The sequence below is a fragment of the Sphingomicrobium marinum genome (assembly GCF_026157105.1).
Taxonomy (GTDB): Bacteria; Pseudomonadota; Alphaproteobacteria; order Sphingomonadales; family Sphingomonadaceae; genus Sphingomicrobium; species Sphingomicrobium marinum.
In genome coordinates, this window is sequence record NZ_JANPVQ010000001.1 from 521,631 (window position 1) to 546,698 (window position 25,068).

General features: G+C 61.4%; 29 protein-coding genes. 12 read left to right on the forward strand and 17 right to left on the reverse strand.

Annotated elements, in window-relative coordinates:
* The first annotated feature begins 17 nt into the window (after positions 1-17).
* Positions 18-1,304 (forward strand): cystathionine gamma-synthase family protein, encoded by a 1,287-nt coding sequence (locus tag NUX07_RS02635; RefSeq protein WP_265528615.1) that lies wholly within the window; start codon positions 18-20, stop codon positions 1,302-1,304.
* On the opposite strand, the gene NUX07_RS02640 is transcribed toward NUX07_RS02635, so the two are convergent.
* Positions 1,301-1,984, reverse strand: a complete 684-nt coding sequence (locus NUX07_RS02640) for an HAD family hydrolase (RefSeq protein ID WP_265528616.1) — start codon at positions 1,982-1,984, stop codon at positions 1,301-1,303. The two genes, NUX07_RS02635 and NUX07_RS02640, sit on opposite strands and share 4 nt — an antisense overlap.
* A gap of 49 nt (positions 1,985-2,033) precedes the next feature.
* On the opposite strand from NUX07_RS02640, the gene NUX07_RS02645 reads away from it, so the two are divergent.
* The 4 genes from NUX07_RS02645 to NUX07_RS02660 are packed head-to-tail and all read left to right on the forward strand — an operon-like array spanning position 2,034 to position 5,432.
* Positions 2,034-3,113 (forward strand): ABC transporter permease, encoded by a 1,080-nt coding sequence (locus tag NUX07_RS02645; RefSeq protein WP_265528618.1) that lies wholly within the window; start codon positions 2,034-2,036, stop codon positions 3,111-3,113.
* The gene (locus tag NUX07_RS02650; RefSeq protein WP_265528620.1) at positions 3,113-3,907 is read left to right on the forward strand and encodes an ABC transporter ATP-binding protein; all 795 of its coding nucleotides are present in this window, start codon (positions 3,113-3,115) and stop codon (positions 3,905-3,907) included. The genes NUX07_RS02645 and NUX07_RS02650 overlap by 1 nt, the downstream gene beginning before the upstream one ends.
* On the forward strand, positions 3,907-4,854 hold the full coding sequence (locus tag NUX07_RS02655) for an MlaD family protein (protein WP_265528622.1): 948 nt from the start codon (positions 3,907-3,909) through the stop codon (positions 4,852-4,854). Before NUX07_RS02650 ends, NUX07_RS02655 begins: the two co-directional genes overlap by 1 nt.
* A 2-nt stretch (positions 4,855-4,856) precedes the next feature.
* A complete protein-coding gene (locus NUX07_RS02660) occupies positions 4,857-5,432 on the forward strand; it encodes an ABC-type transport auxiliary lipoprotein family protein (protein WP_265528624.1) in 576 nt (191 codons plus the stop codon).
* Here NUX07_RS02660 and pepN read toward each other — a convergent pair.
* Genes pepN through NUX07_RS02675 form a run of 3 tightly spaced genes read right to left on the reverse strand, consistent with a single transcriptional unit; the run spans position 5,429 to position 9,968 of the window.
* Positions 5,429-8,026: an aminopeptidase N gene (pepN, locus tag NUX07_RS02665; RefSeq protein ID WP_407696139.1), complete on the reverse strand. Its 2,598-nt coding sequence runs from the start codon at positions 8,024-8,026 to the stop codon at positions 5,429-5,431. The two genes, NUX07_RS02660 and pepN, sit on opposite strands and share 4 nt — an antisense overlap.
* 14 nt (positions 8,027-8,040) lie before the next feature.
* Complete coding sequence (locus NUX07_RS02670) at positions 8,041-8,970, reverse strand: DMT family transporter (RefSeq protein WP_265528625.1); 930 nt, start codon at positions 8,968-8,970, stop codon at positions 8,041-8,043.
* Positions 8,967-9,968 (reverse strand): threonine aldolase family protein, encoded by a 1,002-nt coding sequence (locus NUX07_RS02675; RefSeq protein WP_265528627.1) that lies wholly within the window; start codon positions 9,966-9,968, stop codon positions 8,967-8,969. Before NUX07_RS02675 ends, NUX07_RS02670 begins: the two co-directional genes overlap by 4 nt.
* A gap of 196 nt (positions 9,969-10,164) precedes the next feature.
* Between NUX07_RS02675 and NUX07_RS02680 the strand changes: the two genes are divergently transcribed.
* Positions 10,165-10,617: a thermonuclease family protein gene (locus NUX07_RS02680; RefSeq protein WP_265528629.1), complete on the forward strand. Its 453-nt coding sequence runs from the start codon at positions 10,165-10,167 to the stop codon at positions 10,615-10,617.
* Here the strand turns inward: NUX07_RS02680 and NUX07_RS02685 are convergent.
* Complete coding sequence (locus tag NUX07_RS02685; RefSeq protein WP_265528631.1) at positions 10,614-10,772, reverse strand: hypothetical protein; 159 nt, start codon at positions 10,770-10,772, stop codon at positions 10,614-10,616. The two genes, NUX07_RS02680 and NUX07_RS02685, sit on opposite strands and share 4 nt — an antisense overlap.
* Positions 10,773-10,853: 81 nt before the next feature.
* Between NUX07_RS02685 and ppk2 the strand changes: the two genes are divergently transcribed.
* Positions 10,854-11,630 (forward strand): polyphosphate kinase 2, encoded by a 777-nt coding sequence (gene ppk2 / locus NUX07_RS02690; RefSeq protein WP_265528633.1) that lies wholly within the window; start codon positions 10,854-10,856, stop codon positions 11,628-11,630.
* Here the strand turns inward: ppk2 and NUX07_RS02695 are convergent.
* From NUX07_RS02695 to NUX07_RS02705, 3 genes are read right to left on the reverse strand one after another with little or no spacing between them, the layout of a single operon-like run.
* The gene (locus tag NUX07_RS02695; protein ID WP_265528635.1) at positions 11,617-12,135 is read right to left on the reverse strand and encodes a DsrE family protein; all 519 of its coding nucleotides are present in this window, start codon (positions 12,133-12,135) and stop codon (positions 11,617-11,619) included. The genes ppk2 and NUX07_RS02695 overlap by 14 nt on opposite strands.
* Positions 12,132-12,626 carry a nuclear transport factor 2 family protein gene (locus NUX07_RS02700; RefSeq protein ID WP_265528637.1) on the reverse strand — a complete coding sequence of 165 codons (495 nt, stop codon included), beginning with the start codon at positions 12,624-12,626 and terminating at the stop codon, positions 12,132-12,134. Before NUX07_RS02700 ends, NUX07_RS02695 begins: the two co-directional genes overlap by 4 nt.
* 4 nt (positions 12,627-12,630) lie before the next feature.
* Complete coding sequence (locus NUX07_RS02705) at positions 12,631-13,053, reverse strand: DUF1330 domain-containing protein (RefSeq protein ID WP_265528639.1); 423 nt, start codon at positions 13,051-13,053, stop codon at positions 12,631-12,633.
* Between the two features lie 219 nt (positions 13,054-13,272).
* On the opposite strand from NUX07_RS02705, the gene NUX07_RS02710 reads away from it, so the two are divergent.
* Together NUX07_RS02710 and NUX07_RS02715 are read left to right on the forward strand one after the other, a co-directional pair.
* Complete coding sequence (locus NUX07_RS02710; RefSeq protein WP_265528641.1) at positions 13,273-13,416, forward strand: hypothetical protein; 144 nt, start codon at positions 13,273-13,275, stop codon at positions 13,414-13,416.
* A gap of 219 nt (positions 13,417-13,635) precedes the next feature.
* Positions 13,636-13,887, forward strand: a complete 252-nt coding sequence (locus tag NUX07_RS02715; protein ID WP_265528643.1) for a hypothetical protein — start codon at positions 13,636-13,638, stop codon at positions 13,885-13,887.
* A gap of 118 nt (positions 13,888-14,005) precedes the next feature.
* On the opposite strand, the gene NUX07_RS02720 is transcribed toward NUX07_RS02715, so the two are convergent.
* Entirely contained in the window at positions 14,006-14,515 is a 510-nt protein-coding gene (locus tag NUX07_RS02720; RefSeq protein WP_265528645.1) for a hypothetical protein, read from the reverse strand.
* Between the two features lie 191 nt (positions 14,516-14,706).
* Here NUX07_RS02720 and NUX07_RS02725 point away from each other — a divergent pair, with 191 nt between their 5' ends.
* Positions 14,707-16,083 carry a hypothetical protein gene (locus NUX07_RS02725; protein WP_265528646.1) on the forward strand — a complete coding sequence of 459 codons (1,377 nt, stop codon included), beginning with the start codon at positions 14,707-14,709 and terminating at the stop codon, positions 16,081-16,083.
* A 2-nt stretch (positions 16,084-16,085) separates the two neighbouring features.
* Here the strand turns inward: NUX07_RS02725 and NUX07_RS02730 are convergent, their stop codons facing one another.
* The 3 genes from NUX07_RS02730 to NUX07_RS02740 are packed head-to-tail and all read right to left on the reverse strand — an operon-like array spanning position 16,086 to position 19,185.
* Positions 16,086-17,120: a ribonucleotide-diphosphate reductase subunit beta gene (locus tag NUX07_RS02730; protein ID WP_265528647.1), complete on the reverse strand. Its 1,035-nt coding sequence runs from the start codon at positions 17,118-17,120 to the stop codon at positions 16,086-16,088.
* 36 nt (positions 17,121-17,156) lie between these two features.
* A complete protein-coding gene (locus NUX07_RS02735) occupies positions 17,157-17,318 on the reverse strand; it encodes a hypothetical protein (protein WP_265528648.1) in 162 nt (53 codons plus the stop codon).
* Position 17,319: 1 nt separating this feature from the next.
* A complete protein-coding gene (locus tag NUX07_RS02740) occupies positions 17,320-19,185 on the reverse strand; it encodes a ribonucleoside-diphosphate reductase subunit alpha (RefSeq protein ID WP_265528650.1) in 1,866 nt (621 codons plus the stop codon).
* 489 nt (positions 19,186-19,674) lie between these two features.
* Here NUX07_RS02740 and NUX07_RS02745 point away from each other — a divergent pair, with 489 nt between their 5' ends.
* Entirely contained in the window at positions 19,675-20,391 is a 717-nt protein-coding gene (locus NUX07_RS02745; RefSeq protein ID WP_265528651.1) for a hypothetical protein, read from the forward strand.
* Here NUX07_RS02745 and NUX07_RS02750 read toward each other — a convergent pair.
* The 3 genes from NUX07_RS02750 to NUX07_RS02760 form a co-directional block, all read right to left on the reverse strand.
* Positions 20,388-21,509 carry a serine hydrolase domain-containing protein gene (locus NUX07_RS02750; protein ID WP_265528652.1) on the reverse strand — a complete coding sequence of 374 codons (1,122 nt, stop codon included), beginning with the start codon at positions 21,507-21,509 and terminating at the stop codon, positions 20,388-20,390. The two genes, NUX07_RS02745 and NUX07_RS02750, sit on opposite strands and share 4 nt — an antisense overlap.
* A 135-nt stretch (positions 21,510-21,644) precedes the next feature.
* Positions 21,645-22,157, reverse strand: coding sequence for a DUF3617 domain-containing protein (locus NUX07_RS02755; RefSeq protein ID WP_265528653.1), 513 nt, complete (start codon positions 22,155-22,157; stop codon positions 21,645-21,647).
* A gap of 21 nt (positions 22,158-22,178) precedes the next feature.
* Positions 22,179-22,664 carry a DUF3617 domain-containing protein gene (locus tag NUX07_RS02760; protein WP_265528655.1) on the reverse strand — a complete coding sequence of 162 codons (486 nt, stop codon included), beginning with the start codon at positions 22,662-22,664 and terminating at the stop codon, positions 22,179-22,181.
* A 95-nt stretch (positions 22,665-22,759) separates the two neighbouring features.
* On the opposite strand from NUX07_RS02760, the gene NUX07_RS02765 reads away from it, so the two are divergent.
* Complete coding sequence (locus NUX07_RS02765; RefSeq protein ID WP_265528657.1) at positions 22,760-23,953, forward strand: JmjC domain-containing protein; 1,194 nt, start codon at positions 22,760-22,762, stop codon at positions 23,951-23,953.
* On the opposite strand, the gene NUX07_RS02770 is transcribed toward NUX07_RS02765, so the two are convergent.
* Positions 23,950-24,405, reverse strand: coding sequence for a DUF3617 domain-containing protein (locus NUX07_RS02770; protein ID WP_265528658.1), 456 nt, complete (start codon positions 24,403-24,405; stop codon positions 23,950-23,952). The genes NUX07_RS02765 and NUX07_RS02770 overlap by 4 nt on opposite strands.
* Before the next feature lie 63 nt (positions 24,406-24,468).
* Positions 24,469-25,032, reverse strand: a complete 564-nt coding sequence (locus tag NUX07_RS02775; protein WP_265528660.1) for a DUF3617 domain-containing protein — start codon at positions 25,030-25,032, stop codon at positions 24,469-24,471.
* Positions 25,033-25,068 lie beyond the last annotated feature (36 nt).

A 25,068-nucleotide genomic window follows, 5' to 3' on the forward strand; every position in this document is an offset into this window, starting at 1 on the left:
TCATTCGGAGACGCATCGTGAGCGAAGGCCGCAAGCCCAAGAACCCTGCCACCCATATCGGTAACCACAAGCTCGATCCCGCCACCCTGATGATGGGCTATGGTTACGATCCGTCCTTGTCCGAAGGTAGCCTCAAGGCCCCGATCTTCCACACCTCGACCTTCGTGTTCGAAAAGGCCGCGGACGGGAAGCATTTCTTCGAAGGCATCACGGGCAAGCGTCCGGGCGGTACCGACGGGCTCGTTTATGCGCGCTTCAACAATCCCAACCAGGAAATGCTCGAGGATCGCCTCGCTCTGTGGGAAGATGCAGAAGAGGCGCTCGTCTTTTCCAGCGGGATGACCGCAATCTCAATCCTGCTGCTTACCTTCGCTCGCCCCGGCGACGTCATTTTGATGTCGGGCCCGCTCTACGCGGCGACCGAGACGATCATCATGAAAATCCTTTCGCAGTTCGGCATCGGTCATGTCGATTTCCCGGCAGGTGCGACGCGCGAGGAAATCGATGCGGCGATGGAAAAGGCCAAGAAGCTGGCCGCCGAGCAAGGCGGCAGCGTATCGATGATCTATCTCGAAAGCCCAGGCAACCCGACCAATGCGCTGGTGGACGTGCAGGCAGTCGATGCAGCGCGCAAGGCGATGCTGCCCGACACCCCGATCGCCATCGACAACACGTTCCTCGGCCCGCTCTGGTCGCGTCCGCAGGATCACGGCGCCGACATCAGCGTCTACAGCCTGACCAAGTATGCGGGCGGCCACTCCGATCTCGTCGCGGGCGGCCTGACGGGCAAGAAGGCGCTGCTCGACAAGGTTCGCCCGATGCGCAACACGCTGGGCGGGATTTGCGATGCCAACACCGCGTGGATGCTGATGCGCAGTCTCGAAACGCTCGAACTGCGCATGAGCCGCGCCGGCGAAAATGCCGAAAAGGTCTGCGAATTCCTGCGCAGCCACGACAAGGTGGATCGCGTCGGGTATCTCGGCTTCCTCGAAGAAGGCACGCGCCAACGCGACATTTACGACCGTCACGGCCTGGGCGCGGGCTCGACTTTCTCGCTCTACCTCAAGGGCGGTGAGGAGGAGGCATTCCGCTTCCTCGATGCGCTGCAGATCGCCAAGCTTGCGGTCAGCCTCGGGGGCACCGAAACGCTCGCTTCGGCGCCGGCCGCGATGACGCATTTGTCGGTGCCCGACGAGCGCCGCAAACAGCTCGACATCACCGATAGCCTGGTGCGCATTTCGATCGGGATCGAGCGTCCCGAAGACCTGATCGCCGACTTTTCGAACGCACTCGACGCGGTCTAGGCCCAGTACTCGATCCGCCAGCCACGCTGTTTTGCGATGGCGAGGAGTTTGGGGTCGGGGTGCACCGCGATGGGTTCGTCGGACCAGTCGAAGGCCGGCTGGTCGCTATGGTGGTCCGAATAGAAGCGGACGTGCCCGGGCACGACATTATGCTCGAGTAGCCAGGCTTCGATCATGCGAAGCTTGGCCGGTCCGTAGCAATTTTCGCCATCGATTTTGGCGTGGATCTGCGCGTCGAGCCCCAGCACGCTGTTGGTGCCGATGACATGGTCGAACCCCAGTTTCTCGCCGATGGCCGCGGCATAGAAGCGGTAGCTGGCGGTCGCCATCACGAGCATGCGGCCGTCCTCCCGATCCCTTGCGAGCGCGGCATGCGTGCCGGGACGGATATTGCTGCGCATCACGCGCTCGGCAAAGCTGCGCACCAGCGGCGACAATTTCTCCTGTGACAGTCGGTGGCCGATGAGGAGGCGGTGGTTCCACTCCTTCAGTTGCGCGCGGTCGATCATGCCGAGCAGGAAAGCCACCAGCGAAAGGCCCACGAGCGGCAGCGATATGAAGCGCCACGGCGCCCGGCGCATCGCCACGTGCATGAGGAACGCCGTGTAGGTCGGCGCTTTGGTCAGCGTCTTGTCCATGTCGTAAATGGCAAGATTTGTCGGTTTTGGTGGTGATGCCATCGCTGTCGAGCCTTGCCGCGATAATCGAATTGACGCAAGGATTGCCACGATGGTGGAAACCGCTCCCTCGCTCAGCCTCGAAGGCGCCCTCACCATTTCGCGGCTGGGCAGCGCGCAGCGCGACATCGCCGAAGCGGCCGATCCGCTCGTCATCGACGTGTCGGGGATCGACCGGATGGACACGGTCGGTGCTTGGCTGCTCTATCGCACCGAGCGTGATCGCGGCGCGCAGATTATCGGCAAGAGCCCGATGGTCGAGCGGCTGATGAAGCAGGCCGCCGAGGCCGATCCAGGCGAACCGCGCGTGCGTCCCGATGAACCGCAGGGCATTTTCGCGCTGCTCCACGATCTGGGGCTATGGACCGCCGATTTCCTGCGTACATCGCGCGATCTGGTGGGCTTTTTCGGTGCGGTGCTGATCGGCATTGCCAGCCTGATCCGCTACCCCAAGCGCTTTCGCCTCAATGCGGTCGTCCAGCGGTTCGATCTGGTCGGCGTGCGCGCACTGGGCATCATCGGCCTGATGAGTTTCCTGATCGGGATCGTGATTGGCCAGCAGGGCGCGGTGCAGCTGCGCCAGTTCGGCGCCGAGGTCTACACGATCAACCTGATCGGGCGCATTTCCCTGCGCGAGCTCGGGACGCTGATGACGGCGATCATGGTGGCGGGCCGCTCGGGCAGCGCCTTTGCCGCGCAGCTTGGCACGATGAAAATCACCGAGGAAGTCGACGCGATGCGCACGATCGGCGTGTCGCCAATCGAAGCGCTAGTACTGCCGCGCCTGTTCGCCGCGGTCGTCATGATGCCGTTGCTCGCATTCTTCTCGATGATCCTGACGCTGGTTGGCGGCGGCCTGTTCTGCTGGCTCGCGCTGGAAATCCCGCCGCTCACCTACATTCAGCGCCTGCAGGAAGTCGTGCCTATCACCGACCTGTGGGTGGGACTCATCAAGGCCCCGGTCTTTGGGTTCATCATCGCGCTGGCGGGCTGTTTCCAGGGCATGCAGGTCGAAGGCAATAGCGAGGAAGTCGGACTGCGCACGACCACTGCGGTGGTCCAGTCTATCTTCATGGTCATCGTGCTTGATGCGGTCTTCGCGGTGTTCTTCAGCCAGATCGGGTGGATCTGATGGCCGAGGAAACCATTATCGAGGTGCGCGGGCTCAAGAACAGCTTTGGCGATCAGGTCGTCCACGAAAATCTGAATCTCGACGTGCGCCGCGGCGAAATCATGGGAGTGGTCGGTGGCTCGGGTACGGGCAAGTCGGTGCTGATGCGCTCGATTATCGGGCTCCAGCATCCCGATGCCGGTTCGATCGAGGTGCTCGGCGAGAACATGATCGACCGCGACGAGGACGAAGCCAAGAATATCCGGCGTCGCTGGGGCATTCTGTTCCAGAACGGCGCGCTCTTCTCGACGCTGACGGTGGCCGAGAATGTCCAGGTGCCGATCCGCGAATATTTTCCCTTCATCAAGGGCGACCTGCTCGATGAAATAGCGGCTTACAAGATCAAGCTGGCGGGCCTTCCAAAGGACGCGGGCCCCAAATATCCATCCGAGTTGTCGGGCGGGATGCGAAAGCGCGCGGGGTTGGCGCGCGCGCTCGCGCTCGATCCTGAACTGCTGTTCCTCGATGAGCCCACGGCGGGGCTCGATCCCATCGGGGCGGCGGCGTTCGATCAGCTTCTGCTGGAACTCAAACAGGAACTGGGCTTTACCACCTTTCTCATCACGCACGATCTCGATACGCTGCATACGATTTGCGATCGGATCGCGGTGATCGCCGACAAGAAGGTCATCGCGGTCGGCACGATGGACGAGTTGATGGCGTTGGATCACCCATGGATCCAGGAGTATTTCAATGGCCCGCGCGGGCGTGCTGCGCTGGCGGGCAAGAGTAAGGGGGCGGTAGGCCAAAGCTGATGGAAACGCGCTCCAACCATATCCTTGTCGGTGCCGTGACGCTTGCGCTGTTCGCGGGGCTGCTGTTCTTCACCGTGTGGATCGCCGGTCTCTCGGGCGAGACGCGCAAATGCTATGACATCTACTTCCCGGGCGGCGTCGGCGGTCTCAACCGCGGATCCAACGTCAGCTTTGCCGGCGTGCCGGTGGGCGAGGTGGAATCGATCAACCTGCTGCCCGAGCGGCCGCAATTCGTCTGGGTGCGCGTTTCGGTGGATAGCGACACGCCGGTATTACGCGGCACCGAAGCGCAGATTTCGGGGGTCGGCTTTACCGGCGTTTCGGAAATCCAGCTGCGCGGTGCCGTCGAAGGTGCCGGCCCGATCACCGATGTCGGCCCGCAAGGTTGCCCCGTGCTTCCGGCCAGCGCCAGCGCGCTCGCCACCGTGCTCAATTCGGCGCCCGAGCTGATCTCGCGAATCCAGACGCTGACCGAACGGCTTTCCGAATTACTGTCCGACGAGAACCAAAACTCGATCGCCGATATTCTTGAGAATATCGAAAGCGCCACCGATACGCTGGCAGCGCGCGCGCCCGATCTGGCCGATGCCATCGCCGATGCCAGCATTGCGGCGCGCCAAGCGGGCGTCGCCGCCGAACGGTGGGGCGAAGTCGCCAACACCACCGATACGATCCTCAAGGAGAATGCAGGCCCCGCGATGGCCGACTTGCAGACGGCGATCCAATCGATGGAGCGCGCCACCGCGACGCTCGACGCCGCGGTTGCCGATGCGCGGCCCGGGCTCCAGCGTTTCTCCAACTCCACGGTGCCCGAGGCCGATGCACTGGTGCGCGACATGCGCTCGCTCACCGACAGCCTGACCGACCTGTCCAATCGTTTAAACGAAGACGGCATCGGCGGGGCCTTGGGGCCGCGCAAATTGCCCGATTACGAGCCAGGAAACTGATTATGCGTCGCTTGATCCTTCCCGTTGTCGCCGCCGCCACCTTGTCGGCGTGCCTGCCCGGCGGGCGCGACCTGCCGCCAACCCTGGCGACACTGACGCCGTCGACTCCCGCGCCCGAGAATATCGACCGTCTCAGCGATCCCGAGAATGCCGTGACGGTGGAAATGCCCATCGTGCCGCAGGCGCTGCAGGCTGACCGCATCCCCGTCCATGTCGGGCCGACCGCGATCGCCTATGTCACCGATGCCATCTGGATCGATCGTCCCGCGCCGCTGTTCCGCCAGCTGGTGTCCGAAACGATTGCCCGGCGCACGCGCCGCGTCGTGCTCGAGCCCGCGCAGGGCGTGGCCCAGGCGGGCCTGCGCGTCACCGGCACGTTGCATCATTTCGGTTATCATGCCGACACGCGTGAAGCGGTCGTCGTGTACGACGCGGCAATCCGGCGCAACGGCGTTGTGGAAACGCGGCGCTTCGAGGCGCGGGGTCCGGCCGACGGCACCGCCGCCACCGTCCCAGCGGCGCTCAATGCCGCGGCCAACGAAGTGGCTGTGCAAGTTGCCGACTGGATTGGCGGCTAGGCCAGACTTTTCGACACCTGTTCGAACACATCCTTCGATAATCCGTCGGTCGCAAGGATCGATTCGAGCGCCGCGCGCATCTTTGCGGCGCGACCCTCCTCGAAACGCCGCCAACGACCCAGCGGCGGGACCATGCGTGCGGCCACTTGCGGATTAAGCGCATCCGCCTCGATGATCATGCGCGCAAGCAGGTCGTAGCCGCGGCCCGATGCGTGGTGGAAGACCCACTGGTTGCTCGCAAAATTGACGATCAGCGCACGCAGGCGGTTGGGATTTTTGAAGGTAAAGTCGGGATGCTTGCCCAGCGCCTCGACCTCGTCCAGCACAGCCTCGCGTTGTCCCATGGCCTGCAGCGCAAACCATTTGTCGAGCATCAGGCTGTCATCCTTGTAGCGCGCGTAGAACGCGTCGAACGCCGCGCTGCGCTGCGGTGCTTCGAGGCCGGCGAGCACGATCAGCGCCGACTGGCGATCAGTCATGTTGCCGGCTGCGTCATATTGCTCCTTGGCCAGCGCTGCACCTTCTTCGGCGTCCGCGGCGGCGAGATATCCGAGCGCAATGCCCTTGAGCTTACGCTTGCCCTTGGCCTCGACGCTGCGATCGGTGCCGGGGGCGCCGTCGGCCTGCGCCGCACGCATCATGTCCGCCAGCGAAGTGCCGATGGCGTGACCTAACTGGCGCCGCGCCGCATGGACCGAATCGGGGTCGATAGTTTCGAGGCGTTCGCCGATAATCTTTTCGCTCGGCAACTGGATCGCTTCGGCCTTGAGCGCGGTATCGAGCGCGTCATCTTCGAGCGTGCCGCGAATGGCGTCGACCACCGCGCCTGCCTCGACGTCGGCATTGTTCTTGATCGCGCGTTCCAGAGTGCGCAGCATGAGCTCTTCAAGCGCTTCGGCGCGCGCGAAAGCATTCGGTTCGCTCGCCGCCAGCTGCGCCAGACCACCATCGCTGATGTCGGTTTCGACGATCACGGGTGCCGAAAAATCGCGATTGATCGACAGGAGCACCGGCTCCTCGATACCCTCGAAGGTGACCTCCTGCTCGGCCCGGGTCAGCATGACCAGGCGGTCCGCCAGTTCTTCCCCGCTTTGGCGCGAAACAAGGCCCACCTTAAGCGGGATGGCCATCGGCTGTTTGTCGGGTTGCCCGGGGGTGGGGGGGACAGTTTGCGTCAGTTTGAGGGTTGCCTTGCCGCCCTGCTGCGCAAGCGACGCGCTAACCCGCGGCGTCCCGGCCTGGCTGTACCAGAGGCGGAATTGCGTGAGATCGACGCCGCCAGCCTCTTCCATGCATCTGACGAAGTCTTCGCAGGTCGCGGCTTCGCCGTCGTGCCGTTCGAAATAGAGATCGGTGGCGGCGCGGAATTTCTCCGCGCCCAATATGGTGCGCATCATGCGGATCAGCTCGGCACCCTTGTTGTAGACCGTCGCGGTGTAGAAGTTGGTGATCTCGATATAGCTGTCGGGGCGCACCGGGTGCGCCAGCGGGCCGTTATCCTCGGGGAATTGGACGGTACGCAGCGTATTTACGTCGTCGAGGCGCTGGACCGGCGCGCTGCCCATGTCGGCCGAAAAGCTCTGGTCGCGAAAGACGGTAAAGCCTTCCTTGAGGCTGAGCTGGAACCAATCGCGGCAGGTGACGCGATTGCCCGACCAGTTGTGGAAATATTCGTGCGCCACCACGCCGGCGATATTGTCGTAATCACGATCGGTTGCGGTGTCCTCGTCGGCGAGGATGAAGCGCGAATTGAAGATGTTGAGACCCTTATTCTCCATCGCGCCAAAGTTAAAATCACTGACCGCGACGATGTTGAACAGGTCTAGGTCATATTCGCGGCCGTATACGTCTTCGTCCCACTTCATCGAGGCTTTCAATGCCTCCATGGCATGCGTGGTGCGTGGAAGGTCGGCCTCGCGCACCCAGATGTTGAGCTCGACCATGCGACCACTCATCGTGGTGAAGCTGTCGCTGTTGGCGGCAAGGTCGCCTGCCACCATCGCGAAGAGATAGGACGGCTTGGGGAAAGGGTCCTCCCACCTGGCCCAATGCTTGTCGCCGTCTTCGCCCGCGTCGACCTTGTTGCCGTTGGCCAGCAAGATTGGAAAGGCCTTCTTGTCGGCGCGCATCCTCACGTCATAGGTGCCGAGCACATCGGGGCGATCGGGGTGGAAGGTGATGCGGCGGAAGCCTTCGGATTCGCACTGCGTGCACAAAAGCCCGCCCGATGCGTAGAGACCCATCAACTGGCTGTTCTCGTCGGGATGGATGTCGACGCTGGTGGTAACGGAGTAGCTGTGGCTGTCGCCGGGCAGTTCGATAATCAGATCATCGCCTTCAAGCGTCCATTGGGCATCGTGTCCTTCGACTTCCACCGTCAGCGGCTTCAATCCGTCGCCGGCCAGTACGAGCGGGCGGTCGTGCGACCCGTTGCGCGTCACCTTGAGCGTCGCGATGACGCGCGTCGTTTCCGGATCGAGATCGACGTCGAGGCTGACATGCGGCACCCACCAATCGGGCTCGCGATAATCCTTGGCGTAGATGGTGACATGATCGGGGCTGGGCGGGGCCTCGGGGTTCATGCGCGCATCCATGGTCAAAGGCTCCTTTACGCCGCGTCGGGATTGGTGACGCGCATCGGGCGGCGGCGGGCCCAGAGCGCGAGAATGATTCCGGCCAGCGCAAGGCTGGAACCGGCAATCGAAAGGGTCGTCCATTCGAAACCCTCGAACAGGGTCGATAGTGCCATCGCGATGATCGGGACGATCGCCGAGCTATAGGCGGCCTTGCCCGGCCCGATGCGGCGCACCACGGGGTAATAGAGCGAAAAACAGACCACCGAAGCGGCGAGTGCAAGCCAGAGAAGCCCGAGCCAATAACCGGCGCGTAGCTCGATGACAGGCGGTCCGGTCAGCAGCCAAGCGACGACAATGTCGCAAAGCGCGCCGATACCCATGGCCCATGTAAGCAGGCTGAAGAGCGAGTGATCCTTCACCGCATCACGCGCCTGGTAGACATTTGATATCGCCGCCGCGATCAAGGCGAAAATGGTCCATGCCACCCCTGCGGCCAGCGCCGCCATGGTAAGGTCGGGCTTCTGCTCGACTTCGTGCAGGAACAGTAGCGCGATACCGACAACGGCGATCGCGCTGGCGGCGAGAAACTTGCCGGTCGTCTTGTGACCGAGCCAGATCCAGGCAAGGATGGCGTTGGGCACCATCAGGAGTGCAAAAACCGTCGCGATCAGTCCCGACGTGATATATTCGCTTGCCAGGTAGACCCCGTTGAAGTTCAGGCAGAACTGCGAGACGCCCACCACGGCCGCGGCAGCGATGAGCCCCGGTCCCGGCTTGAGGCTGTCGCCCCGCCACAGGGTGAAGGCGGCCATCCCGATGGTGGCGATAATGAAGCGGTACGCCACGCTCCATTGCGGCGGCACGTCGCCAAGCTGGTCCTTGATGACGATCCAGGTCGTGCCCCAGATCGCGGTGAAAATGATGAAGGGGATGACGACTTTCGTCAGCGTCTCGCGGTTCACAATGCGCTGATCGCTACCGCCAGCTTGCACACCGCGTCCATGTCCTGGTCCCAGCTGGTCACCAGCCGGACTTCGCCCGGCGCCCAATCGTAGAAGTCGAAGCCCTTTGCGCGGATCGCGGCAGCCTCGTCAGCCGTCATCTTGACGAACAGTTCGTTAGCTTCGACCGGATAGATGAGCCGGTCGCCGCAGGCCTCCGCCAGCGTTGCGGCCGCACCGTTGGCGGCACGCGCATTGTCGATCCAGACATTGTTCTCAAGCATCGCAAGGATCTGTGCGGCCGAATATCGACCCTTCGACAAGAGGTGACCGGCGCGCTTCTTCATGACCGCGATGACATCGGCCAGTTCGGTATCGAAAAGGATCAACGCCTCCGCGTTCATCCCGCCATTCTTGATGAAGCCGAAGGACAGCGCATCGACGCCGGCCTTCCACGTCAGTTCGGCAGGCGATGCCTCGCCCGAGACCACGGCGTTGGCGAAGCGGGCGCCATCGACATGAAAGCGCAGCCCGTGCGCCTTCGCGACATCGCCAAGCGCCTGCATCTCGGCGCGCGAATAGGTCAGGCCATATTCGGTGGCATTGGTGATCGACATCGCGTGGGGCTGGACCTGATGCACGTCATTGCGGATCAGGCCGATCGCGCGGTCGATTGCTTCGGGCGCAATTTTCGCGCCCTCGCCGTCGAGTAGCGTAAGCTTGGCGCCGTGCGTGTAGAAACCGGGCGCCCCCGCTTCGTCCTGTTCGATATGCGCGTAGCGGTGGGTGAGGATGCTGCCGTGCGGCGGGCACAATGCGGCCAGCGCAAGACAGTTCGCCGCCGTCCCCGTAGTGACCCAGAAGGCGCGCACGTCGGTTTCGAACAGATCGGAGAATGCGCCATCCAACCGCGCCGACCATTCATCGCCATCATACGCGGTGGTCAGCCGGTTGGCCTCCACCAGCGCATCCATGACGGCGGGGCAAGCGGGCGCGGCATTGTCCGAGAAAAAGCGCATGGCGACGTCCTTGCGTGAGGACCCCCAAAACGTCCACAAAAAAAGGGCCGGTTCGCGGTGCAGGCGACCCGGCCCCATATGTTGGGAACATCATGAAGAAAGCGTATTCTTGCTTTCAACAATCGGGATAGTGCGCAATGGTTAACGCCAGATTGACGATGGCGATTTGATGCGAAGACGTCGACGAAACGGCTCTATGCTGCGATCATTCGTGCTCGTCGCGCTGCTCGTCGGTCTGGCGGTGGCGAGCGAGTGGTATCTCTCTCGCCCCGTCGCCGAAGAGCGTATCGACGCGCGCTTCACGATGTGCGGGCCAGGCCGTGGGCATGCTTGCGTCGTCGATGGCGACACGATCAAGCTGGGGGAGCGCAAGATCCGGATGCTCGGCATCGATGCGCCCGAAGTCGCCGAACCGCGCTGCGCCGCGGAGCGCGAGCGCGGCATAGCGGCAGCAGCCCGCCTGCTCGACCTGCTCAATAGCGGCCCTGTCTGGCTGGTGATGACCGCGGAACGCGATCACGATGATTACGGGCGCGACCTTCGCCGCATCGAAGTCGATTATGGGACGGGACGCGAACGGATCGGGGACGTGCTGGTGCGCGAAGGCCTGGCTGCCCGTTATGACGGGGCAAAAGCCGACTGGTGCTAGGCGATCTGGCGGGCGGCGATCACGGTGGCCGGTTCGTCGCTGTTGACGAAGACCGGCTTGGCCTGCGGCTTAACCAGCTTGTAGCCGACAAGGCCGAGGCCGCCGATGATGGCGGAGCCCACGAGAATACCCAAAGTGGTGCGCGTGCTTTCCATGTTCCACTTCTTAGCAGACGAATATGAATATTGCGTGCAACAGCCGTTGCATTTGAGACACGTCGCGCAGAAAAAGGGCAGATGAAACGCAAAATCTACGAACAGCATCTCGAACCGCTCGAACATGAGCTTGTCGCGATGGCGCGCTGGGCCAAGGCGAAGGGCGAACGGATCTGCGTCCTCTTCGAAGGCCGCGACACCGCGGGGAAGGGCGGAAGCATTCGTGCGATATCGCAGCGGCTGAACCCGCGCCAGTGCCGCACCGTGGCGCTATCCAAGCCGACCGAGCGCGAGCGGTCCGAATGGTACTTTCAGCGCTACGTGCCGCACCTTCCCGCATCCGGCGAGATCGTGCTGTTCGATCGCAGCTGGTATAATCGCGCGGGCGTAGAACGGGTGATGGGGTTTGCCACCGAAGAACAGGTCGCGCATTTCATGACGCAGGCGCCCTTGTTCGAAAAGATGCTCGTCGATGACGGCATCCGGCTGTTCAAATACTGGCTTTCCGCCCCGCAGGCGCAGCAGGAAGAACGCTTTGCCGAGCGGCTCGCCGATCCGCTCAAGCGCTGGAAACTGTCGTCGATCGATGCGGCATCGCGGACCAAATATGCCGAATATACCGCGGCGCGCGATGCCATGTTCGCGGCAACGCATACCGAACATGCACCCTGGACCGTGGTCGACTTCTCCGACCAGAAGCACGGCCGGCTGACGCTGATCCGCGACTTGCTCAACCGGCTACCCGATACGCAAATCGCCGAAGAACCGATGGATTGGCCCGCGCTGGGCCACGCGCCGCTCGCGCCCGAACACGGGATCTTGAAGCCGATCCCGGACTACCCGATCAAAACGGATTGATGATGTAGCCTTCCTGCTGAAGCAGCGCGTGCGCGGTCATCGCCGATAGCGCCATTTCGACCCCGGGCAGCAGGTCGCCAGTTTCGACATCCTGCGCGGCGGCGGACTGGCCGCACACGATGATGCGCGTGCCGTTGGCCAGCAGCTTTTCGACAAGGTCGATATTGGGATTGTCAGCGCCGTCATGGGCTTCGGCGAAGCGTTCGGGCGTGACCACGGCGAAGACGGCGCGGCCGTGGATCACCACCGCGGGCTGGATCTGCTCGGGCGAGAGGCCGGCAGCGGCATGCATGTTGATGAAACGGGCGGCGGACTGGAGCGTGCGGCTCGTATGGTCGTCTTCCAGCCGCACCGCGTCGAAGGCATGGCGCAGCACGGTGTCTTCGGGGATCGCCATTGTGACCTCGACCGGGGCGTGCGGGCCGTGACCCTCGATCAACGGGCCGGTCGGCCAATCGCTCGTGGGTTGTCCCAGCGCGACAAAAAGGGCAGCAGAAAGCATCATTCAGAGTCTCCTGGTGGATAAGGCAGTGCGGCGCCGTGGTTCACGCTGATGCTTTCATCGAGCACGAAGCCGCCATCGGTCCATTGCCAGACATGCATGTAGCGCGCCCCGCCGGTCAGTTCCCATTGGTCGCCGCGCCATTCGTAGAATTGGTGGTAGCCTTCTTCCAACGCGCCCCAATCGCCCAGCGCCTGCACGCGGCGCGAACCGGGGGTCAGCAGGCGGCGGTTCTTGTACCCGCTTTCGGGTCTGTCGGCGCACTGCATTTCCATGCCTTCGATAAAGGCCAGACGGCTGGGAACGGCGATGCCGGCCTGATCGTGAAGCATGCGGAAGTCTTCGCCCAGCAACGGCGCGAGCGCGTCGGGATCGCATCCTTCGAACGCGGCCCAGAACAAGCGGGCATCGACCTCGGCGATGGCGGTTTCCAGATCGGCGCCGGTCGGCATCTCAGGTTGAAGCGTGGCGGCGGCAAGCAACGTAGCGAACATGCAGTCAGTCCTTTTGTAACGCGATGGGCGTGCAGCGGATGAGGCGGCTGTCGATCAGCGAGGCGGTGCGGTGGATCGTCGCGGCCTGATAATCGGGATCGCCGATCATGGTGAGAAACGACTTTGCATCGGGATAGCGGGCGATGAAGGCCATGTCCCAGCATTCGTCGTCGGGTCCGATCAGCGTGCAGGCCGGGCTGGCGGTCCAGATGATGTCGAGGCCGAGCTTCCTGGTCACCTTGCCCGCCTCCGCCAGGTAATGGTGATAGGCATCGGCGCCCGACCAGTCCCTGACGGCGCATTCGTGATCGTCGGGATAATCGGGCGTGTCGCGAAACTTCAGCAGGTTGAGCATCTCGATGGGTTCATCGAAGGGAAGGTTGCGAAAGGCGGCGAGCTGATCTGCGGTGGGAGCAAGGTGAGTCATGCGGTTTTCCGGTTGTGCAAGGCCGACCGCCAGCAACGCGGCGCGGGGCAGGGGCGCAGTGATTCCATCGCGAAATGATGCACATTTGCGCGCCCGCAAGACAGTCATTTCGCAGAAAAGTGACCCCGAATTTAACTTATGCTTAAATTAGCGCTTTAAGAATCCTTTAACTCATGTTACCGGGCTTGAACTTGGAGCTAAAGAGGCCGGGGACCGGGGATGATCGGCGAAGGGGACGACGTGCAGCACGAACCGTTGGAAGTGCCCGAGGTACAGGAAAAGAAGGCCATGCCGCTGCACCTGATCATCTGGATCGGCGTGCTGCTCGGCATCTTCATCGGCATCGGGATCGTGACGACTTAGGCGAAAGCGCCGAGAGCAGCGACGCGATTGCGCCAGCAATCGTGAGCTGGTCGAGAGACGCGAAGCCCTGTCGGACGGCCTGCGCGAAGCGACAGGACCGACGGGGTCAGGCCGCCCTGACCCCGGCTCAGCCCAGCTAAATCTTTGCATATCCGGAACGATAACGGGTTGCGATCCGTTATCCCGTCTCATCTCAGTGTTGAGAGAGGGAGACCCACGATGAGAAAATTATTTGCCCCCACGATCGCCGCCGCAACGCTGCTGGTGGCCGCGTGCGATAGTGCCGCCGAGGACCAGGCCGAAGACTCGCTCGAAGCGCAGGGCGAGGCCCTCGAAGAGCAGGCCGAAATGGTCGATGAGCAAGCTGACGACGCGACGAGCGAAGTCGAGGAAGACCAGCTGGAAGAGCAGGCCGATGCCCTCGAAGAGCGCGCGGAAGAGAAGTATGACGAAGCCGACAACGTCGAATAGACCACGGCTTCATCACGCATAAGAAGGGGCGGCTCCAACCGGGCCGCCCTTTTCTTGTTGGGTTAATTGGTCCTGTTCGTGCTGGCGTGCGTACTTGGCGGCACGATCGGACTTAGGCTTATTTAGCCCGCAGCTTTTTTGCATAGTTGCCAGCGAGGGACACAAGCCTCTTGCTTTCATCCCCTAACGTTTTCTCCAAAATCAGCGCGTCTGCTTTGGTGATGCAACCATCCACGACGGCGGCCCCCTTTCTGGATGGTCTGAACCAGAACTGCCAAAGCCAGTCGCCTCTCGGATCAATCCAGATCTTCGAAGTCGCGTGGACGATGCGGTTGCGCTGGTCGATCAGCGGCTGGATGTCTTGGAGCGTCTGGCGCAGCTTCGCGCCGGCATCCGCAAAAGTCGCTCCCTCTGCGGTGAGCTTAATGAGGCCGGCGATGCGTTGCGAAAACGTGGCCGGTACAGTCGGCATCTTGCGTCCGCTGGCCGCCATGGCATCGAACAGTTTACCGACAGCCATTTCCATGCGCGCCACCAGATCAACGCAATGCCCCCGCCATCGATTAACGTCTTCGATAGCGGCACTGTGCGCTGCGGTGAGCGTAACCGGAAGAGGCATTTGGTCCATTGCTGCCGTTTAGCGCAAAACAGTTATCAAAGTCGCAATGAAGCGGGTCATTGTGAAACGCATTATTGTCGGCGACCTGATGTTCAGCGAGGCACTGGCGCGGTCTTATGGGGTGGTCGGCCCCGCACGGCTTTACTTCCTCTTTATATCAATAAATAACTTGTGACGCTCGGTAAGAGGGGGGACTTTCGATGACGCCACCTGAGTGTGTAAAGAATCCGCAGCGTGCGCGGTTATTTCCGGTGTTGGCAGACACCTCCAAAGAGGGGCGAAGCACTTCGATTCTGCTCGCCAGCATGGTGGTGGTTCGAGAATTGAGTGAGCGCCTTCTGGGATCGGTCGGTCAGCGCATTGGATCGACTGCACGAATCCATACCTACACGGAAATCGAATTTGAATGTGCCCCTCGCGAGAAGAATCTTGGGCGACCTGACGGTCTGATTGTGGTCGACGTCGGTAAGCGGCGTTGGACCGCTTTATTGGAAGCAAAAGTAGGGAATGCGGAAATCGGAGCTGAGCAAGTTGGTCGATATCTGGAACTTGCAAAAAAGAACAAAATCGACGCTGTGATCACTTTGTCCAATCAATTTTCGGCAGTGCCGCAACATCACCCTTTGGCAAAGCAGATCAAGGCGCAGCGAGGGGTCGAACTTTATCACTGGTCTTGGATGCACATTCTGACTGAAACAGAACTACTATATCAGAATAAGGATGTTGCCGATCGTGATCAGGCCATCATTCTCGGAGAACTCCGTCGGTTTCTTGCGCACGACAGTTCCGGCGTTAAAGGCTTCGACCGAATGCCGAGTTCTTGGACCCAGACGGTAAATGCAGTTCTGGGCGGCGCAACCCTAGCGAAAAGTACAGAAGTTTCGGAAGTGGCCGAGGCCTGGCAGCAGGAATGCAAGGACCTGTGCCTTATTCTCTCTAGGCAGCTAAACTGCGAAGTTCAGCAAAAGCTACCGAGGGATGCTGCCAATAATCCAGAAGTAAGGTTTGATCGAGACGTAGCTCGGCTCTGTAGTAAGAAGATCCTTAAGATTGACTTGGACATTCCTGATGCTGCGTCCTTAATGAATGTTACCGCCGACCTTCGTAGTCGTAACATCCTCGTTTCGATGAGCTTGCCGGCACCAAAGGACCGGAAATCGAACAAAGCGAGACTAAACTGGCTTTTGAGGCAGTTGCCGGAAGGCCTTGGTGACGATGTGCACGTGAGAATCCGATGGCCAAAAACTTCACCAATGACTCAATATCCCTTGCCACAATTACTTGCTGATCCCGATCTGATCAATGATGGCAAAAAGGGAATGCAATGCGTTGGGTTCGAGCTTGTTCAAATAGCAGACATGGGCTCAAGATTTGGAAGCCAGCGCCCCTTTATCGAGACGCTCGAAATGGTAGTACCAAAATTCTACGACGAGATCGGACAGGGCCTGCGAGCCTGGCAGGCCCTGCCACCGAAAGTCGATAAAGAGCGCGATAGCGCTGCAAAGGTGTCGCCGTCGGCACTTGCTGAAGATGCCGAATCGGACGTCTTAGAATTGCGCAACGAGTTGCCGGACTAGCCCTACTCCGCCGCGAACATATCCGCTTCGGGCTCGCCCTCGTCCTCGTTCGCCGTGTTGGCTTTCTGGCGGCGGTCGAAGTTGCTCCATACCTCGTTCCAGTCGCCCTTGGTCGCGGCCTTGGAATATTCGGTCGCGCGGGTTTCGAAGAAGTTGGCGTGCTCGACGCCGTTGAGCAGCGGGGCGAGCCAGGGGAGGGGATGTTCCTCGACCATGTAGATCGGCTTCAGCCCGAGCTGGCCCAGGCGCCAGTCGGCGATGTAGCGGATGTAGCGCTTGATGTCCTTGGGCGTCATGCCCTCGACGGGGCCCAATTCGAAGGCGAGATCGATGAACGCGTCCTCGAGGCGCACGACCTTCTGGCACATGTCGACGATGTCGTCCTTGACGCTTTGCGTGAGGCAGTCGCGTTCCTCGCAGAAGGCGTGGAACAGGCGGATGATGCCTTCGCAGTGGAGGCTTTCATCGCGCACCGACCAGCTGACGATCTGCCCCATGCCCTTCATCTTATTGAAGCGCGGGAAGTTCATCAGCATCGCGAAGCTGGCGAATAGCTGCAGCCCCTCGGTGAAGCCGCCGAACATGGCGAGCGTCTTGGCGATATCCTCGTCGGTATCGACGCCGAATTCGTTCAAGTAATCATGCTTGTCGGCCATTTCCTTGTACTGGAGGAAGGCCGAATATTCGCTTTCGGGCATGCCGATCGTGTCGAGCAGGTGGCTGTAGGCCGCGATGTGGATCGTCTCCATGTTGGAGAAGGCGGCGAGCATCATCTTGACCTCGGTCGGCTTGAACACGCGGCCATATTTGTCGTGGTAGCAATCCTGCACCTCGACATCGGCCTGCGTGAAGAAGCGGAAGATCTGCGTGAGCAGGTTGCGCTCGTGCTCGGTCAGCTTCTGCGCCCAATCGCGGCAATCCTCGCCCAGCGGCACTTCCTCGGGCATCCAGTGGACCTGCTGCTGCTTTTTCCAATAGTCGTAGGCCCAGGGATAATCGAAGGGCTTGTAGGCTTTGCGGCTTTCGAGAAGGGACATGTGTTCTAGGCTCCCTGGGTGTTCGTGTTGATCATATCAGTCTTTTAGCGCGTCGACGACGGCGAGGCCGAGCGCGACGAGCATGGCGGCGCCGCCGACCAGCCTGGCATTGGTGCGGACCGCCGGCATCTCCATCCGCCGCGCGGCGAAGATGAGCGCGAGGCCCGCAATGGCCAGGAGGATGACGACCAGTTTCATCCTATTGGCAGGCCAGACATTCGTCGTAGTCGGTCGTCTCGGCATGAATTTCCTTCATGTCGAGCGTGTTGTCGGCTTCCACGCCGCCCGCGAAGCCGGCGCGCTGCACCGACTTCGAGCGCAGATAGTATAGCGACTTGATGCCAAGCTCCCAAGCGCGGAAGTGGAGCATCAGTAGGTCCCACTTGTCGACGTCGGCGGGGATGAAGAGATTGAGGCTCTGCGCCTGGTCGATCATCGGCGCGCGGTCGCCCGCCATTTCGAGCAGCCAGCGCTGGTCGATCTCGAAGCTGGTCTTGAAGGTCGCCTTTTCATCGCCCGACAGGAAGTCGAGATGCTGGACCGAGCCGCCTTTCTCGAGGATCGAATTCCAGACCTGGTCCGAATTCTTCGATTTCTCCTCGAGCAGCTCTTCGAGATACGGGTTCTTCACGATGAAGCTGCCCGACAGCGTCTTGTGCGTATAGATGTTCGCGGGGATCGGCTCGATGCAAGCCGAGGCGCCGCCGCAGATGATGCTGATCGACGCGGTCGGCGCGATCGCCATCTTGCAGCTGAAGCGCTCCATCGCGCCCATGTCGGCAGCATCGGGGCAGGGGCCGCGCTCCTTGGCGAGCATCATTGAGGCTTCGTCGACCTGCGCGCGGATATGCTTGAAGATCTTGTTGTTCCAGCTCTTGGCCATCGCGCCTTCGAAAGGAAGGTTGCGGGCCTGGAGGAAGCTGTGGAAACCCATCACGCCGAGGCCGACCGAGCGTTCGCGTTCGGCGCTATATTTGGCGCGGGCCATCTCGTCGGGGGCGCGGGCGATATAGTCGCTGAGCACGTTGTCGAGGAAGCGCATGACGTCCTCGATGAAGCGCTTGTCCTGGCTCCATTCGTCCCACTTCACGAGGTTGAGCGACGAGAGGCAGCACACCGCGGTGCGATCGGCGCCGAGGTGATCGCGGCCCGTCGGCAACGTGATTTCGCTGCACAGGTTCGAGGTCGATACCTTGAGGCCCAGGTCGCGGTGATGCTTGGGCATGTTGTCGTTCACCGTGTCGGCGAAGACGATATAAGGTTCGCCGGTGGCGAGGCGGGTCTCGACCAGCTTCTGGAACAGGTTGCGCGCCTTTACCGTGCCGCGCACTTCGCCGGTCTTGGGCGACTTGAGGTCGAAGTCGGCATCGTCGCGCACGGCTTCCATGAACTCGTCGGTGACGAGGACGCCGTGGTGCAGGTTCAGCGCCTTGCGGTTGAAGTCGCCTGAGGGTTTGCGGATTTCGAGGAACTCCTCGATCTCGGGATGGTCGATGTCGAGATAGCAGGCGGCCGAGCCGCGGCGCAGCGAGCCCTGGCTGATCGCGAGCGTGAGGCTGTCCATTACGCGCACGAAGGGGATGATACCGCTGGTCTTGCCGTTGAGACCGACGGGTTCGCCGATGCCGCGTACGCTGCCCCAATAGGTGCCGATGCCGCCGCCCTTGGAGGCGAGCCAGACATTTTCATTCCACGTGTTGACGATGCCGTTGAGGCTGTCGTCGACCGAGTTGAGATAGCAGCTTATGGGCAGGCCGCGGCCGGTGCCGCCGTTCGACAGGACGGGAGTGGCGGGCATGAACCAGAGTTTTGAAATATAGTCGTAGATGCGCTGGGCATGCGCCTGGTCGTCGGCATAGGCATCGGCGACACGCGCAAAGAGGTCCTGCGGGTTTTCGCCGGGGAGCAGGTAGCGATCGCGCAAGGTTTCCTTGCCGAACTCGGTCAGCAGGTCATCGCGGCTTTCATCGGTCTTGATGTCGAAGCGGCGTGCATTGACCTTCTTGGACTCCGAAACTTCGGTGACGTCGTCGGCAGTGACTTCGTTTCCGGTCGAAAGATCCATGATGGTGACTCCCCGTCAAAAAGGCGCCGTTTCTGGCGGCGCCGTGTTCATGTTATGTTCGAATCGGCTATAACAGCTAATTCCACCCCATTTGAAGCGAAATCGGAGTCAATTCAGGGACTTGTCCCCGAAATCCTCGTTACCCACAGGCCTAGTGTCGCCGAAAATGTGATTTTCGGCCTCAACCACTAGGTATTGAGGTGTCGCCCCGTTCGCAACACCACCTATAGTGCCTATCGGTGTCAGCAACACAAGAGTCTTTTTTGCCACATTAATGAAAATTTAGCCTTGATCCGGCCGGATTTCGCAGTTGTCCGCGGATTTTGAATCGCAAAAAAATTTGGTTCCGGAATCGGTCCGATTTCGTGTTGCAATGCACATAAGAGAGAGGCGCTTGGCGGGGGCCAAAAAGTGCGCTTTGATGGCAACAGTTTGCGGTAAGCGATTTAGGTAGGACTTAATGCGTTGCCGCCGCGAGGAGGAGTGCAATTGGCAATCGAAACTCAACATGACGCAGATGCCGTCCGTCACCTGGATGTCGTCCCGGTAGACGAATCGCGCTGGCGCACGACGTATCGCTCTTTTCCAATGCCGCCGCCGTTCAACATGGTGCGCCACGCTGGCAAAGGACGGATCACAGGCATGGTTGATCAGATGGGACATCCGTTCAACGGGGAAGCGGTTCGTTTGACGCGAACCCGAACTGAGGGGCGCTTCCACGTGGCGCTGACACAGCACGGGAAAAAGCGGATCATTACAGGGCCGTGCATGATTGACGGGTCGCAACTTGACCGGCTCGATAGCGCGCCACTGCGTGCTGTATCAGCCGATCAGACTGATCCATTCGAAAGGCGTACGGTGTTCAACATTGAGGATCGGGCAAATCTGGGCTTGGCACAGGTTGTCGTGCCGCTTGCTATGGCTTTGGTCGAAAACTTGATGTTGCTGCTGACTTTGGTGGGATTGGCTGCAATCGCACTTGTTTGGGCGATGCTCCATGAAACGCCAATCGCTCGCATGGGACGTCCTTTGGCCATCGGTTGGCTCTTTTTCGGCTTTGCCTTCGTGGCGTTACAGTGGACGGGCGCGCGCGGCTTCTTATTTTACCTTCTGGTGATCCCCGGCCTGATCGCGCTGTTCGTGCCTCTTGTGTGGATCTTGCGCGGCTATTCCGACGACGTTCTTCCGGGTGACAGGCTGGACTAGGGCAAAAGCGATAGCGCCCGCGCCGTCATTTCCTTCTCGATAGGGTAGAAGCCTTCGTCCCAGCTGATTTCGTCGGGCAGCAGTTCGGGTTCGCCGCCCGCATGAAAGGCGATGCCGCGGCCCGAGTCGCTGTCGAGCCACAGGCCGGAGCGCAGGCCGTAAGCGTCGCCCGAATGGCCGAACCAGGCGCCGGGCGGCAGGCCGGGATCATCGGCGCAGCCTTCGCGCTTGGTCTGCAATATGTGAATGCCAAGACCGTGGCGGCAGAAGACGCCGCCCCACGTGTCGCCATTGCTGCCATCCCACGTCCAGGCGGGCGCGGTCATCTGCGCGACCGAATCGGGTGTAAGGATCATCACGCCATTCGATGTGCCGCGGCCGAGCAGCACGCGGCCAATGGTTGCGAGATCGACCGCGGAAATTCTGAGACCGCCTTGCGGCGAGAATAGCGCGCCATTCTCGCCCGCGCGCCAGCGGTCGAGGTCGCACGCCTCGCGGTCTTTGACCACGATGGGGCAGGCGGGTCGCTTACCACCAAGATCATCCCAGACCGGTTCACCTTCGCGCTGCAGCACAACGGCGCGCGCAACGGCATCGTTGCTGCAGCCGGGCCAGTTGTAGCAGGCGTCGATACCCAGCGGATCGAATACCAGCCTGGCCATCAGTCGGTCGAAGCGCTCGCCGGTCACGCTCTCCATCATGCTGGCGACGACGACGGTGTTGAGATTGGCGTAGCTGAAATAGCCGGGCTGCTCTTCGCCCCAGACACCGGACTCGCCAAGCTTGTCCTGTAGGCGCGCGCCGAGCGGCAACGCGTAGCCCGCGTCATCGCGCAGGCCGCTGGTATGGCTCAGCAGCATGCGCAGCGTCACGGGGTCGCCATCGGCCGGATGCCGGACCTCGTAGCCGAGCACTTTGCCGACAGGCTCGTCGAGATCGAACAGGCCTTGTTCGACCAGCTGCATCGCGCCGATCGCGACGACCAGCTTGGAAATGGAGGCAATGCGTACCGGATCTTGCGCGGAAACCTCGCGCCTGCTCGCAGGGTCGGCAATCCCCTGCGAGACGGCGTCAATGGACGTCGCATCGAAGCTGACGGCGACTTGCGGCGGTGCCAATGGCGCAGGCTCAACCGACGTGCAGGCGCCCAGGAGCGGCAGGCACAGCAGTTTCGCCCCCGTGGCCCGAAGCAATGCGCGGGCTGGATGCGCGTTCGACCTTTTTACCGGCGAGGCCACACGACCGCTCGCGATCTAGCCGTCGGCGCCGTCGTCGCCTTCAGCCGTGCAATCGCCTGTCCGCGTCGCCGTCATCGAGCGCTTCATCGCGTAATCGCCCGCATATTGGAAAAAGGTTTCGGTCTCGATCGTCGCCGTGACGCTATCGGCGGTGAAGTCACCATTGACGTTGAGCATGACGGCTTCGCCATCGCGATTGCAGCGCAGTGCCTGGCGCAGCGTGCCGCGGCGCGCATAGGGGCTTTCGATTCCGCATTGGTCGTCGCCTTCGGCAAAGGCGGCCGCGGGCAGAGCGCCATCGTCGCCAACACAGACGCTGGCGTTGGTGACACTTCCGACTTCAAGGTCGGTGCGTGCGTCGGCTTCGTCCTTGGTGTCGATCGAGGTGACTTCCATCGTCACGTCATATTGCCCGGGCGTCAGCGCGTCGGCGGGCGCAGCGCTTTCTTCGGCAGGTGCTTCTTCGCTACCGCCGCCGCAGGCCGTCAAAGCAAGGCTCGATGCCGCGAGTATCAAAAACTTCTTCATATCGTTCTCCCCTGAAAATTCTTAACGGCACGCGGCCACGCGCTTTGCGCGCTGTGTCCATTGCATCCGGCCCGATGGGCCTTGCGTGCGCATGTCGATGGTCATTTGGTAGCCGGCACTGTGATAGGTGCCGCTGATGGCGAGTTCGCTGCGGCTGTCCCCGTTGGCACAGCGCATCAGCCCGCTAATCTTCCCTTCCTTCATTCTCATGCGTTCATAGGCGCAATCGTTGAACGGGCCGCGAAAGAAAGTTTCCTCGGCATTGTCGAGATCGTCCTTGTCGATGCAGCCGCGCGAAGGCGCGCTGGTGCGGCGGCGCATCGCCTCCTTGGCGTCCGCGTCGAGTCCGGGAATGTCGATGATCGCCATGTCGCCGGTCACTTCATAGATACCGGGCAGCATCGTGATCGCGCCGCTCATGTCGATGTCCTGATCGGTGTCGGCGGGCGCCGGGATCATGTCGCAGCCGGTAACGCCAAGACAAGCGATTGCGATCAATGCGCGCATGGCGTTCTCCCTCCCCAGTGAAACAGAAGACTGCGCAAACCGGACGCGAATGACAAGCTTTGAAGCGCGCGGCGCCTTGGGCTAGGGGGGAGGCCGTGAATTATGAAGACGCCTTGAGCCTGTTCGAAGCGATGACCGCGCCCGTCGAAAGCGACCTTTTCATGGGCGAAATCGTCGGCAAGCGCCCGGTCGCGGTGCTGGGCAGCGACGATGACGCGCAAGCCATGCGCTTCGGGTTGATCGGCGATGATCCGAAGGCGACCATACTGGATGCCTATCGACGTCATGCGACCGAGCTGACCTGCCATATTGCCGAGCCGAAAGTGCCGCCGCCCGAACCGCGCGCGGTGGCCGGTCCCGAAGAATTTCAGGCTTTGGTGAAGGAATATCACGCCGCCGAATATACGGTTCGTATTCCGCAAGCGAGCCAGCTCTCGCCTCAACTCGCGCGCTTCATCCGTGCGCTCGAATACCTGTTTTCGGGCATGGCGGACACGGTGGTGTTCTGGTCGGGGCAGGGCGCGGAAGCGCCGGTCCATGACGATGAATATGATGTCATCGCGATCCAGCTTCTGGGCAAGAAGAAATGGTATGTGAGCCGCGAGGAAGCGAGCCTTCGCAATCCGTGGCGCATCGGAACGCCTGTCCCCGAGATCGGGCGCAAGAGCGAGATCGATGTCGAGCCGGGCGACATGCTCTATTTGCCGCGCGGCACGGTGCACACGGTCTCGACGCCAAGCGAGGAAAGCATCCACCTGTCGATCGCGTTCAATCCGGTAACGGTGCGTGACGCGATGCAGGCGGCGCTCGACTATCTTTCGGACGAAGAGCGGTTCTTACGCGAAAATGCCAGCGGGCGCGGCGATGCGGTGGCCCGCGGTGGTGCCATGGCACCGCTTGAAGATCGCGTGCGCGAAGGGCTGGACCGGCTGGTCGAAGCCGCAAAATCGGATGACTTTATTCGTACTGCGATGCGGTACCGCCAGTCGCGGCTGATCGGGGACATGCCAAAACTCGACAAGGGCAAGCCGGTGATGGTGGATCCAGACACCATCGTGCGCCATTCGCCGACCGCGGTGGCGGCCTTGCTGGTCAATGGTGAGCATGTCGATTTCGCCCAGCCGGGCGAACATATTCTCGTCAATGCGGCGGTGGAGCAGAGCCTCCGCTTTATCGCCGATCATGCGCAGTTTCGCGTTGGCGACATTCCCGGTCCGGTCGATGATCAGGTGCGCGTGGCGCTGGTGCAGCGATTGATCGCTAGCGGCTTCCTCGTTCCCGACGCCTAGCCGGTGCAGGCGCCGGTGCGCTTGCCCGACGATTGCGCAGTCATGGTGATGTTCCCCATCGGAGAATTCATGACCATGCGGTTTTCGCTCTGGAAGGTCGTGGCGGTGTAGGTGCCACTCATCTTCATTTGCATGCTGCCCTGCGGCGTATTGCATACCGCTGTAGCGTCCAGCCGCCCGCCGCCCATGTTGAAATCGGTATATTGGCATTGGCCATCGGTCTGATCGAACATGGCTTGCGGATTGTCGTCGATCTCCGCCTGCGTCATGCAATAGCTATGCGTGTGGACTTGGCTTTTCATCATGTCGACCATTCCGGCGGGCAAACCTTGTCCTTTGACCGCGACGATTTGCGATGTGGCTTCCCATTGGCCGGCCTGGATGTCCGCGGTCGCCGAGGCGCTGAGCAACCCTCCGAAAAGGATGATCGGTAGTGTCGCCAAGATTTTCATAAGCTGTGTCCTCCACGCGAGAAGATTTGCCAATCTAGCAAGGCTGAGGTCGTGCGCAAAGGGTCAGCAATCGCCGGTGCGGCGTCCTTCCTGAACGGCGATGACGCTGATCAGCGGTCGACCGGGCGCGCCGCGAACGCTCGCGCTGCCTTCCATCGTGATTACCATCCGATAATAGTCGGCGGTCTGGTCGATCGTGACGCGCAGCCGCGGTCCGAAATCATCGGCGCCCGGCACATTGGTGCAGCGGCCGGTGCTTGTGACTTGTGCCGGCGTCCAGTCGAACGTGTCGAGCGTGCAATCCGCCCTGACGCGCTTCGCGATGTCATCCTGCTGCCAGTCGCGATCGAGGAACATGGGTTCGCCGCAGCGGCTTTCGGTTTGCTCCAGGCGCTTGAATTCGTCAAGCAACTGATCGCCCGCAAGATAGCGCCCGCCAACAGACAAGCTCGTCACCTTGGTCGAGATTTCCCAAATGCCTAGCTGGGGCGTGTTTTCAGGATTGTCGGCCGCGCATGCGGCTAGCGGAACCGTCAGAAAAAGGGCGGCGCGATTCACCTTTCGCAACTGCGCATTGCCCGGCGCGGCGCGCGCAATGGCCGCTGCAAGCGAGGCAACATTCATCATGACTTTTCCCCTGTTTGGCGTGCCTGATATTGTTAT

Coding starts and splice junctions, on each gene's coding strand:
- ppk2 (WP_265528633.1), top strand. CDS start 10,854: ATGAAACGCAAAATCTACGAACAGCATCTCGAACCGCTCGAACATGAG.
- NUX07_RS02770 (WP_265528658.1), bottom strand. CDS start 24,405: ATGAAAATCTTGGCGACACTACCGATCATCCTTTTCGGAGGGTTGCTC.
- NUX07_RS02740 (WP_265528650.1), bottom strand. CDS start 19,185: ATGGATCTTTCGACCGGAAACGAAGTCACTGCCGACGACGTCACCGAA.
- NUX07_RS02720 (WP_265528645.1), bottom strand. CDS start 14,515: ATGGACCAAATGCCTCTTCCGGTTACGCTCACCGCAGCGCACAGTGCC.
- NUX07_RS02675 (WP_265528627.1), bottom strand. CDS start 9,968: ATGCGCTTTTTCTCGGACAATGCCGCGCCCGCTTGCCCCGCCGTCATG.
- NUX07_RS02755 (WP_265528653.1), bottom strand. CDS start 22,157: ATGAAGAAGTTTTTGATACTCGCGGCATCGAGCCTTGCTTTGACGGCC.
- NUX07_RS02650 (WP_265528620.1), top strand. CDS start 3,113: ATGGCCGAGGAAACCATTATCGAGGTGCGCGGGCTCAAGAACAGCTTT.
- NUX07_RS02725 (WP_265528646.1), top strand. CDS start 14,707: ATGACGCCACCTGAGTGTGTAAAGAATCCGCAGCGTGCGCGGTTATTT.
- NUX07_RS02730 (WP_265528647.1), bottom strand. CDS start 17,120: ATGTCCCTTCTCGAAAGCCGCAAAGCCTACAAGCCCTTCGATTATCCC.
- NUX07_RS02645 (WP_265528618.1), top strand. CDS start 2,034: ATGGTGGAAACCGCTCCCTCGCTCAGCCTCGAAGGCGCCCTCACCATT.
- NUX07_RS02760 (WP_265528655.1), bottom strand. CDS start 22,664: ATGCGCGCATTGATCGCAATCGCTTGTCTTGGCGTTACCGGCTGCGAC.
- NUX07_RS02715 (WP_265528643.1), top strand. CDS start 13,636: ATGAGAAAATTATTTGCCCCCACGATCGCCGCCGCAACGCTGCTGGTG.
- NUX07_RS02655 (WP_265528622.1), top strand. CDS start 3,907: ATGGAAACGCGCTCCAACCATATCCTTGTCGGTGCCGTGACGCTTGCG.
- NUX07_RS02695 (WP_265528635.1), bottom strand. CDS start 12,135: ATGATGCTTTCTGCTGCCCTTTTTGTCGCGCTGGGACAACCCACGAGC.
- NUX07_RS02705 (WP_265528639.1), bottom strand. CDS start 13,053: ATGACTCACCTTGCTCCCACCGCAGATCAGCTCGCCGCCTTTCGCAAC.
- NUX07_RS02700 (WP_265528637.1), bottom strand. CDS start 12,626: ATGTTCGCTACGTTGCTTGCCGCCGCCACGCTTCAACCTGAGATGCCG.
- NUX07_RS02680 (WP_265528629.1), top strand. CDS start 10,165: ATGCTGCGATCATTCGTGCTCGTCGCGCTGCTCGTCGGTCTGGCGGTG.
- NUX07_RS02660 (WP_265528624.1), top strand. CDS start 4,857: ATGCGTCGCTTGATCCTTCCCGTTGTCGCCGCCGCCACCTTGTCGGCG.
- NUX07_RS02640 (WP_265528616.1), bottom strand. CDS start 1,984: ATGGCATCACCACCAAAACCGACAAATCTTGCCATTTACGACATGGAC.
- NUX07_RS02735 (WP_265528648.1), bottom strand. CDS start 17,318: ATGAAACTGGTCGTCATCCTCCTGGCCATTGCGGGCCTCGCGCTCATC.
- NUX07_RS02685 (WP_265528631.1), bottom strand. CDS start 10,772: ATGGAAAGCACGCGCACCACTTTGGGTATTCTCGTGGGCTCCGCCATC.
- NUX07_RS02775 (WP_265528660.1), bottom strand. CDS start 25,032: ATGATGAATGTTGCCTCGCTTGCAGCGGCCATTGCGCGCGCCGCGCCG.
- pepN (WP_407696139.1), bottom strand. CDS start 8,026: ATGGATGCGCGCATGAACCCCGAGGCCCCGCCCAGCCCCGATCATGTC.
- NUX07_RS02710 (WP_265528641.1), top strand. CDS start 13,273: ATGATCGGCGAAGGGGACGACGTGCAGCACGAACCGTTGGAAGTGCCC.